This window comes from Pseudomonas sp. PS01270, from assembly GCF_029959775.1.
GTDB classification, from domain to species: domain Bacteria; phylum Pseudomonadota; class Gammaproteobacteria; order Pseudomonadales; family Pseudomonadaceae; genus Aquipseudomonas; species Aquipseudomonas atacamensis.
Window position 1 is genome coordinate 1 of sequence record NZ_JASCPT010000167.1, and the last position, 9,138, is coordinate 9,138.

At 60.9% G+C, this 9,138-nt stretch carries 8 protein-coding genes; 5 read left to right on the forward strand and 3 right to left on the reverse strand.

The window, feature by feature from the left end; genetic code table 11:
* Window positions 1-112: 112 nt before the first annotated feature.
* The gene (locus QMX86_RS25800; protein WP_282387854.1) at window positions 113-838 is read right to left on the reverse strand and encodes a 4'-phosphopantetheinyl transferase superfamily protein; all 726 of its coding nucleotides are present in this window, start codon (window positions 836-838) and stop codon (window positions 113-115) included.
* Between the two features lie 162 nt (window positions 839-1,000).
* On the reverse strand, window positions 1,001-1,792 hold the full coding sequence (locus QMX86_RS25805) for a dienelactone hydrolase family protein (protein ID WP_282387853.1): 792 nt from the start codon (window positions 1,790-1,792) through the stop codon (window positions 1,001-1,003).
* A 143-nt stretch (window positions 1,793-1,935) separates the two neighbouring features.
* On the opposite strand from QMX86_RS25805, the gene QMX86_RS25810 reads away from it, so the two are divergent.
* The 3 genes from QMX86_RS25810 to QMX86_RS25820 all read left to right on the forward strand — a co-directional run bounded on the left by QMX86_RS25810 (window position 1,936) and on the right by QMX86_RS25820 (window position 4,708).
* Window positions 1,936-2,541 (forward strand): membrane protein, encoded by a 606-nt coding sequence (locus QMX86_RS25810; protein ID WP_016773622.1) that lies wholly within the window; start codon window positions 1,936-1,938, stop codon window positions 2,539-2,541.
* Between the two features lie 146 nt (window positions 2,542-2,687).
* Window positions 2,688-3,365: a response regulator transcription factor gene (locus QMX86_RS25815; RefSeq protein ID WP_016773623.1), complete on the forward strand. Its 678-nt coding sequence runs from the start codon at window positions 2,688-2,690 to the stop codon at window positions 3,363-3,365.
* Window positions 3,362-4,708, forward strand: a complete 1,347-nt coding sequence (locus QMX86_RS25820) for an ATP-binding protein (RefSeq protein WP_282387294.1) — start codon at window positions 3,362-3,364, stop codon at window positions 4,706-4,708. Before QMX86_RS25815 ends, QMX86_RS25820 begins: the two co-directional genes overlap by 4 nt.
* 204 nt (window positions 4,709-4,912) lie before the next feature.
* On the opposite strand, the gene QMX86_RS25825 is transcribed toward QMX86_RS25820, so the two are convergent.
* Complete coding sequence (locus QMX86_RS25825) at window positions 4,913-5,911, reverse strand: AraC family transcriptional regulator (RefSeq protein ID WP_282387296.1); 999 nt, start codon at window positions 5,909-5,911, stop codon at window positions 4,913-4,915.
* A gap of 347 nt (window positions 5,912-6,258) precedes the next feature.
* On the opposite strand from QMX86_RS25825, the gene QMX86_RS25830 reads away from it, so the two are divergent.
* Together QMX86_RS25830 and QMX86_RS25835 are read left to right on the forward strand one after the other, a co-directional pair.
* Complete coding sequence (locus QMX86_RS25830) at window positions 6,259-7,593, forward strand: dicarboxylate/amino acid:cation symporter (protein ID WP_056788109.1); 1,335 nt, start codon at window positions 6,259-6,261, stop codon at window positions 7,591-7,593.
* Window positions 7,594-7,860: 267 nt separating this feature from the next.
* On the forward strand, window positions 7,861-9,042 hold the full coding sequence (locus tag QMX86_RS25835; protein ID WP_282387300.1) for a CaiB/BaiF CoA-transferase family protein: 1,182 nt from the start codon (window positions 7,861-7,863) through the stop codon (window positions 9,040-9,042).
* Window positions 9,043-9,138 lie beyond the last annotated feature (96 nt).

The window sequence follows — 9,138 nt, forward strand, 5'->3', positions numbered from 1 at the left end:
CTGGCAAGCCAGCTCCCACAGGTTTTGCGGGTGTACATTGTCTTTATGTTCACCGCGAATACTGTGGGAGCTGGCTTGCCAGCGATGAGGACCATGCAGGCAATGCAAAACTTCAGGCAGGAATACTGACCAGACTCAACAACTGCCCATCCTGCACTGCAAACTGCGCCTCCAGCTCCGATCCGTTGCGCCATTCGCTGGACAAATCAGTCAGCAACCGCAGCCTGACCTGACCCGCCGCAGTCCATTCCAGCACTTCGGCATGCTCGAAATAAAAACGCTGCTGCACGATCGGGTACAGCGCTTTGAATAAACTCTCTTTCACCGAAAACGTCAGGGTCACCCGCAGCGCCAGTTGCTCCTGAGAACTCGCCGCCATGCGCTGCATTTCCGCCGGCGTGAGAATTTCCCCGGCCAGGCGTTCGGCGCGCTCGTGGCTCAACAGGTTTTCCAGATCCATGCCCAAGCCACGCCAGTGCTTCTTGTTGGCAACAATCGCTGCCGCGCGGCCGGTGCTGTGGGTGATCGAGCCGCAGATATGCGCCGGCCACACCGGCGCGCGGTCTTCGCCAATCGGCGGGACGATATTCAGGCCCTCGAGTTGTTGCAGCGCGGCACGGGCGCAAATGCGTCCAGCGAGAAATTCGGCCTGGCGCTTGGCCACCGAGCGCTGAATGCTCGGCGGCGCCAGCACAGCGCTGCGCTGGAAATCATCGCCAAGCAGGCGTGCGGGGTCGAAGTGGGTACTGAGCAGCACGGTATCGGCCAGGACCGTCGGCAACGGCCAGTGGCTGTCGAGCGCAGTGCAGCAGGCGGGCAGGGCGGGGGTGGTATGCATGGCGGGCATTTTGCCGGTTAGTCGGGGCGAGGTCGAGATGATCGTTCCCACGCTCCGCGTGGGAATGCATCCTGTGACGCTCCGCGTCACCCAGCGATGGGACGCGGAGCGTCCCGTGCGGCATTCCTTTGCTGCGCGTGGGAACGATCAGGACAAGCGCGGTTAGCTGAAGATTTTCTGGAAGAACGCCTGCATATCCGCCCACGACTTCTCGTCCGCCGCCTTGTTGTAACCAATGTCCGGCCCGCTATGCTCGCCATGGCTCAAACGATCGGCATCCGGATTGCTGAAACCATGCTTGGCGCCATCCAGACTGACGAACTGGTAGTCCGCCCCGGCCTTGTCCATCTCCGACTTGAACGCGGTGACGTGGTCCTGAGTGACCATGCTGTCCAGCGCACCGTGCTCGACGAGGATTTTCGCCTTGACGCTGCCCGGAGTCGCCGGGGTCTTGGTTGCCAGCGCGCCATGGAAACTCACCACGCCGGCCAGCGGCACACCCTGACGCGCCGCATTCAGCACCACGGCGCCACCGAAGCAATAGCCGATGGCGGCGATCCTGTTCGGGTCGGTCTGCTTTTGCTTCTTCAACAGATCGAGCCCGGCGGCGAAGCGCTTGCTCGCCGCATCGGCGTCCTTGGTCGCTGCCTGCATGAAGGCCATGGCGTCTTTCGGGTGCTCGGTGTTTTTGCCTTCGCCGTACATATCGATGGCCAGAGCGCTGTAGCCAAGTTCGGCAAGATCCCGCGCGCGGCGCTTGGCGTAATCGTTCAACCCCCACCATTCGTGGACCACGACAACGCCGGGGCGTGGGCCTTTGATCGCGTCGTCATAGGCGTAGTAGCCGATCAGTTGGCTGCCGTCGGCGCTTTGGTAGGGAATTTCTTCAGTCTTGATCGCAGCCTGGGTGAAGCTGCTGACTGCCAGCAAAGTGAGGGCGAGGAACAGGCGCATGGTCGGGTCTCCTTATCGAAAGTGGTCAGAACAGCCTAGTCGATCCGGTTCAGGTCAGGTTCAGAGACGGTTCAGGGGCCGTACAGGGGCGGCTCAGTAACCTTGCGCCATACCCAAACAGCACTGTGAAAGAGGAAATACCCATGACTCGTTTAAACAAATTGCTGCTGGCTTTTACCCTGTTAGGCTCCAGCATCGCGGCCAATGCCGACGACACCAGCAACTTCGCCGGCCTGACGTTCGGCCAGACCAGCGACAAGATCGACAAGTCCCACGCGCTCAACAACAACCTCGGCAACCCCAACGTCACCGGGGCCATCGACGGCAACAACACCTACGGCATGCGCCTCGGTCAGCAAAACAGCCAGGGCCGCTACTACGCCACTTACGACAACGTTTCCGGCTCGCACAATGGCGTTAAACTGCGCCAGGAAAATCTGCTCGGCAGCTATGACCTGTTCTACCCGGTGGGCGGCAGCACTAAATTGTTCGGTGGCGCCACGGCCGGTCTGACCAAGCTGACGCAGGATTCGCCGGGTTTCAGCCGTGACAGCGACATCGGTTACGCCATCGGTGGCCAGGTGGGTGTGTTGCAGCAAGTTTCGCAGAACACCTCGATAGAACTCGGTTACCGTTACCTGCGCAGCAACGCCAGCACCGAAATGAAAGAGAGCGGCGGCAGCAAACAGGGCTCGCTGGGCTTGACCAGCAGCGCTCAGACCTACCTGTCGGCCAACTACTATTTCTAAGCGGTTGTCGCAGTTTGAAGTGTGGGAGCGAGCCTGCTCGAAAGGGGTGTATCAGCCGACACTTGCTTGGCTGATCCACCGGATTCGCGAGCAGGCTCGCTCCCACAGGTAGTTGCCTGGAGAGTTCAAGTGATAGGGAGAAAGGCATGAAACTGTTGGTCGTCGAAGACGAGGCGCTGTTGCGTCATCACCTGCAAACCCGCCTGACGGAAAGCGGTCATGTGGTCGAGTCCGTGGCCAATGCCGAGGAGGCGCTGTACCAGACCGGTCAGTACAACTTCGATCTGGCGGTGATCGATCTCGGCCTGCCGGGCATGGGCGGGCTCGACCTGATCCGCCAGTTGCGCTCGGGCGGCAAGACCTTCCCGATCCTGATCCTCACCGCGCGCGGCAACTGGCAGGACAAGGTCGAAGGCCTCGCCGCCGGTGCCGACGATTACGTGGTCAAGCCGTTCCAGTTCGAAGAACTCGACGCACGCCTGAACGCATTGCTGCGCCGCTCCAGCGGCTTCACCCAGTCGACCATCGTCGCCGGGCCTTTGCTGCTCGACCTCAATCGCAAACAGGCCAGCCTCGATGAACAACCGCTGGCGCTGACCGCTTACGAATACCGCATCCTCGAATACCTCATGCGCCACCATCAGCAGGTGGTGCCCAAGGATCGCTTGATGGAGCAGCTGTATCCGGATGACGACGAGCGCGATCCGAATGTCATCGAAGTGCTGGTCGGCCGTCTGCGCCGCAAGCTCGAAGGCCCGGCCGGGTTCAAACCGATCGACACCGTGCGCGGCCTCGGTTACCTGTTCAATGAGCGCTGCACTTGATCCGTTCCCTTCGCGTTCGCTTGATGCTCGCCGCCACCACGTTGGCGGTGTTGTTCATGCTTGCCTTGCTGCCGGCGATGCAGGGCGCCTTCAGCCTTGCCTTGCAGGACTCGATCGAACAACGCCTGGCCTCCGACGTCACCACATTGATCTCCGCCGCGCGGGTGGAAAACGGTCGGCTGGTGATGCCGTCGCAATTGCCCGACGAACGCTTCAACCTCACCGATTTCCGTTTGCTCGGCTATATCTACGACCGCGACGGCAAACTGGTGTGGCGCTCGAAAGCCACCCAGGAAGAACAGATCAACTACAAACCGCGTTACGACGGCCTCGGCAACGAGTTCGCGCGGATTCGTGAAAGCAACGGCCAGGAATTCTTCGTTTACGACGTTGAGGTGAAATTGCTCGGCGGTAAAAGCGCTGCGTTCAGCATCGTCGCCCTGCAACCGGTGCGCGAATACGAAACCACCCTCGAAGGCCTGCGGGAAAATCTCTATCTGGGCTTCGGCGCGGCATTGCTGGTCTTGCTGGCACTGCTATGGATCGGCCTGACCTGGGGGCTCAAGGCCTTACGCAGGCTCAGCCAGGAACTCGATGAAATCGAAGGTGGCACCCGTGAAAGCCTGACCGAAAAACATCCACGCGAACTGTTGCGCCTGACCGGCTCGCTCAACCGCTTGCTGCTCAGCGAACGCCAGCAACGCAGCCGCTACCGCGACTCCCTCGACGACCTCGCCCACAGCCTGAAAACCCCGTTGGCGGTGCTGCAAGGCGTCAGCGAAGACATGGCCCAGCGCCCCGCAGACCGCGATCAGGCCTGGGTGCTGCAAAGTCAGATCGAACGCATGAGCCAGCAGATCAGCTACCAGCTGCAACGGGCCAGCCTGCGCAAAAGCGGTCTGGTGCGCCATCAGGTGCGCCTGCAACCGGTGCTCAAAAGCCTCTGCGATACGCTGGACAAGGTCTACCGCGACAAACATGTGCGCGTGACCTTTGATCTGCCCGAGCATTGCTACGTGCCGATCGAGCAGGGCGCCTTGCTGGAAATGCTCGGCAACCTGCTGGAAAACGCCTATCGCCTGTGCCTCGGCGAAGTGCGGGTCAGCGTGCGCGAGTCCTTGGCCGGGATCGAATTGTGCGTCGAGGATGATGGCCCGGGCGTGCCACTCGATCAGCGTGCGCGAATTCTTGAGCGTGGCGAACGCCTGGACGCCCAGCATCCCGGGCAGGGCATCGGGCTGGCGGTGGTCAAGGACATCATCGAAAGCTACAGCGCGCGTTTGGCTTTGGGCGATTCACCGATGGGCGGGGCGGCGTTCAGGATTGATTTTCCTGCGGTGTGATTGCGAGCTGCCCTCACCCTAACCCTCTCCCAGAGGTAGAGGGGACTGACCGAAGTGTCTTTGGAAAATTATCGACCTGAGCGATTTGCAGCGAATATGGATTCAATAGAGAGCTTGCAGGTCGGCGTATTTCTCAAGCATCCCCCAATCAGTCCCCTCTCCCTCCGGGAGAGGGTTAGGGTGAGGGGCTTTTGATTTAGCGCCTCATTGCTCCTGCGACCGATAAGCCCCCGGTGTCAGCCCCGTCCATTTCTTGAACGCCCGGTGAAACGCTGACGGTTCGGAAAACCCCAACTGCTCGGCAATCTGCTGCAACGACAGCTCCGCCCGGCCCAGATGATAGATGGCGATATCCCGCCGCAGCTGATCCTTGAGCTCCTGAAAACTGGTGCCTTCCTCGCGCAAGTGCCGGCGCAAGGTCTGCGGGCTGATATGCAGATGCGCCGCAACCGCTTCCAGATCAGGCCAGTGCGCAGCGTCGCGACTGAGCAAGCGGCGCAGACGGCTGCTCAGGCTGTCGCCGTCGTCCGGGCGCGAGAGCAGGTCGGCGGGGGAGCGTTCGAGAAAATGCTTGAGCGTGCGTTCGTCCTGCAACAGCGGCATGGCCAGGTAGCGACTGTGAAACAGCAGGCTGCTCTGCTCGGCATCAAAGGTCAGCGGGCAGGGGAACAGCAGGTCGTATTCGCTGCCGTGCTCGGGGCGCGGATAGCTGAAGGTTGCCTGCTCGAGGCGAATGCGCTGGCCGATCAGCCAACTGCCGAGGCGGTGCCAGATCACCAACAGACTCTCGCTGAGAAAATGATCCGGGTCCCACAACTGCGCGTCGTCCAGGCTCAAACGCACCCATTCGTCTTCGCGACGCAGGGTCAGGCGTGGGGCGTCGGGGAACAGGCTGTAGAACAACAAACCACGTTGCAGAGCCTTCTCCAGGTTGCGGCAGTGAATCGAGGCGTGGCACATCATGGCGAAGCTGCCGGGCTTGCTCGGGGCGTTACCGAAACCCAGGTATTCGTCGTCCAGCACCAGCCACAAGCCCTGAATCAGCCGGGTGAACTGCTCCGGGGCAATCCGCGCGCGGGGCTCGTCGAGCAATTCCGCGCTGATCCCCAGTTGCTGTAACAGGCCTGAATAATCCAGGCCGCGCCGGCGCGCACCGCCAAGGGCGGCACGGGCGAAATGGCTGGCGATGGTGCGTTCGCGCATAAGCGGCAATCCTTGTTCAGGCACCGATCGTAACGGCGGGCCGGCAACGCAACAAGGCGGATTTCCGCCAAATTGCAGGACGCTGAACGCTCAGTTGGCGGAAATCCGCCATGCCTCAAGTCACTGATTGGTGACAGGAAAATCCCCCAGGCCCTGATATCAAAAGGCTTGCTGCCATTCGCACCAATCTGGCACGACGTTTGCGATACAAGCGACAGAAGCGTGCATTTCTCCGACCGGGAAAAATGCCGTTCCAACAACAAATCCCTCCAGTGCAGGAGGGTTCGCAATTAAGGTTCAGCGCTCGACAGATGGATGTTGCCGCTGGACGCTTGAGGAAACCTGCAATGACGACTCGTCAGCCACTGTACAAATCCCTGTATTTCCAGGTGATCGTTGCCATCGCCATCGGCATCCTGCTTGGTCACTTCTATCCGCAGACCGGTGTGGCCCTCAAGCCACTGGGTGACGGCTTCATCAAGCTGATCAAAATGGTCATCGCCCCGATCATCTTCTGTACTGTCGTCAGCGGCATCGCCGGCATGCAGAACATGAAGTCGGTAGGCAAGACCGGCGGCTACGCGCTGCTGTACTTCGAAATCGTTTCCACCATTGCCCTGCTGATCGGTCTGGTCGTGGTCAACGTTGTGCAACCGGGCGCCGGCATGCACATCGACGTCACCACCCTCGACGCCTCGAAAATCGCCACCTACGTGACGGCCAGTAAAGACCAGAGCATTGTCGGTTTCCTCCTCAATGTGATCCCGAACACCATCGTTGGCGCGTTCGCCACCGGTGACATCCTGCAAGTGCTGATGTTCTCGGTGATCTTCGGCTACGCCCTGCATCGCCTGGGTTCGTACGGTCGTCCGCTGCTGGACATGATCGATCGCTTCGCCCACGTGATGTTCAACATCATCAACATGATCATGAAGCTGGCGCCGCTGGGTGCGTTCGGTGCCATGGCGTTCACCATCGGTGCCTACGGTGTCGGCTCGCTGGTGCAACTGGGCCAGTTGATGATCTGCTTCTACATCACCTGCATCCTGTTCGTCGTGCTGGTGCTGGGTGCGATCTGCCGTGCTCACGGTTTCAGCGTATTCAAGCTGGTGCGCTATATCCGTGAAGAACTGTTGATCGTACTGGGCACGTCCTCGTCGGAATCGGCACTGCCACGCATGCTGATCAAGATGGAGCGTCTGGGCGCGAAGAAATCCGTCGTGGGTCTGGTGATCCCGACCGGTTACTCGTTCAACCTCGACGGTACTTCGATCTACCTGACCATGGCGGCCGTGTTCATCGCTCAGGCGACCGACACGCACATGGACATCACCCACCAGATCACCCTGCTGCTGGTACTGCTGCTGTCCTCCAAAGGCGCGGCGGGTGTGACCGGTTCGGGCTTCATCGTGCTGGCCGCAACGCTGTCGGCGGTAGGTCACCTGCCGGTTGCCGGTCTGGCGCTGATCCTCGGTATCGACCGTTTCATGTCCGAAGCCCGCGCCCTGACCAACCTGGTCGGTAACGCTGTTGCGACCATCGTCGTCGCCAAGTGGGTCAAGGAACTGGACACCGATCAACTGCAGACCGAGCTGGCTTCCGGCGGTCGCGGTATCTCCGACGAGCGTGAAGAAGACGACCTGGGCGTGGCTGAAGGCCCAACCCCGAGCAATGTGAAGTAAATACAAGAACTGCGCATCAGTACGATGTGAGGTTGTAAAAAATCCCTTGTGGTGAGGGATTTACCCCCGATGGACTGCACAGCGGGCCTCTTCTTCCAATTCCAGAGAAGGGGCCGCTTCGCGACCCATCGGGGATAAATCCCCTCGCCACAGGGGGTTTTTCTTGCCCGGAATTTGAGCGCAACGGTCACACCTGCTGACATTTGCGGTGATTGCCGCATCGGCGATGGCTGCCTAGGCTGAGTACATCGCCCAAGGAGTTCGCCCATGTCTGCACCGCTGGCCTCACTGAAGATTCTCGATTTCTCGACCTTGCTGCCGGGGCCGTTCGCCTCGTTGCTGCTGGCGGACATGGGCGCCGACGTGCTGCGCATCGAATCGCCAACCCGTATGGATCTGCTGCGGGTGCTGCCGCCGCATGATGGCGGTGTCTCGGCCAGTCACGCCTACCTCAACCGCAACAAGCGCAGTCTGGCGCTGGATCTGAAACAGCCCGAAGCGCTGCAGATCATCAAGCAACTGCTGGGCGACTACGACATCGTGCTCGAGCAGTTTCGCCCCGGGGTGATGGAGCGTCTGGGCCTGGGTTATGAAGCGTTGAAGGCGATCAACCCAAAGCTGATTTACGTATCGATCAGCGGTTACGGCCAGACCGGGCCGTACAAGGAACGCGCCGGGCATGACATCAACTATCTGGCGCTGGCCGGGCTTGCCAGCTATACCGGGCGCGCCGACAGCGGGCCGTTGCCGTTGGGCATGCAGGTGGCGGACGTGGCGGGCGGCTCGCTACACGGAGTGATCGGTTTGCTGGCTGCGGTGATCGCCCGTCAGCAAACCGGGCAGGGCACTCATTTGGATGTGAGCATGACCGATTGCGCGTTCAGCCTGAACGCCATGGCCGGCGCGGGTTATCTGGCCTGCGGCGCGGAACCCGGTCGGGAAGACCAGATGCTCAATGGCGGCAGCTTTTACGATTATTACCGCACCCGGGATGGGCGCTGGATGTCGGTGGGCAGTCTGGAGCCGGCCTTCATGCAGCAATTGTGCACGGCGCTGGGCCGGCCGGAGCTGGCGGCGCAAGGGTTGTCGCCCAAGCCTGAGCAACAACAAGCCTTGAAAGAGGCGTTGCGCATCGAATTCGAGCGGCACGATTTTGCAGAACTGTGTGAGTTGTTCGCCGGGGTCGATGCCTGTGTCGAGCCGGTGTTGAGTTTGGGCGAGGCGTTGCGCCATCCGCAGTTACAGGCGCGGAAGCTGGTGGCGCAGGTGCCACGCGGCGATGGCACGACGCAGGCGCAGATGGCCTGTCCGTTGAAATTTTCTGAGGCGTTGCCGGAGCCAAGGCATGTTGGCGCCGGGTTGGGGCAGCATACGGATGAGGTGTTGGGGGAGTTGGGGTTGAGTGCTGAGCGGATCGCCGAGTTGCGTTCGGCCACGGTGATTCTGTAGCGCCCATGCCGCCGCCTTCGCGAGCAGGCTCGCTCCCACATTGAAATGCATTCCCCTGTGGGCGCGCGCCTGCTCGCGAAGGGGCCAGTCCAAGCA

Excerpts from the sequence above, each read along its gene's own strand:
- QMX86_RS25800 (WP_282387854.1), bottom strand. The coding sequence starts at position 838 with ATGCATACCACCCCCGCCCTGCCCGCCTGCTGCACTGCGCTCGACAGC.
- QMX86_RS25805 (WP_282387853.1), bottom strand. The coding sequence starts at position 1,792 with ATGCGCCTGTTCCTCGCCCTCACTTTGCTGGCAGTCAGCAGCTTCACC.
- QMX86_RS25810 (WP_016773622.1), top strand. The coding sequence starts at position 1,936 with ATGACTCGTTTAAACAAATTGCTGCTGGCTTTTACCCTGTTAGGCTCC.
- QMX86_RS25815 (WP_016773623.1), top strand. The coding sequence starts at position 2,688 with ATGAAACTGTTGGTCGTCGAAGACGAGGCGCTGTTGCGTCATCACCTG.
- QMX86_RS25825 (WP_282387296.1), bottom strand. The coding sequence starts at position 5,911 with ATGCGCGAACGCACCATCGCCAGCCATTTCGCCCGTGCCGCCCTTGGC.
- QMX86_RS25830 (WP_056788109.1), top strand. The coding sequence starts at position 6,259 with ATGACGACTCGTCAGCCACTGTACAAATCCCTGTATTTCCAGGTGATC.
- QMX86_RS25835 (WP_282387300.1), top strand. The coding sequence starts at position 7,861 with ATGTCTGCACCGCTGGCCTCACTGAAGATTCTCGATTTCTCGACCTTG.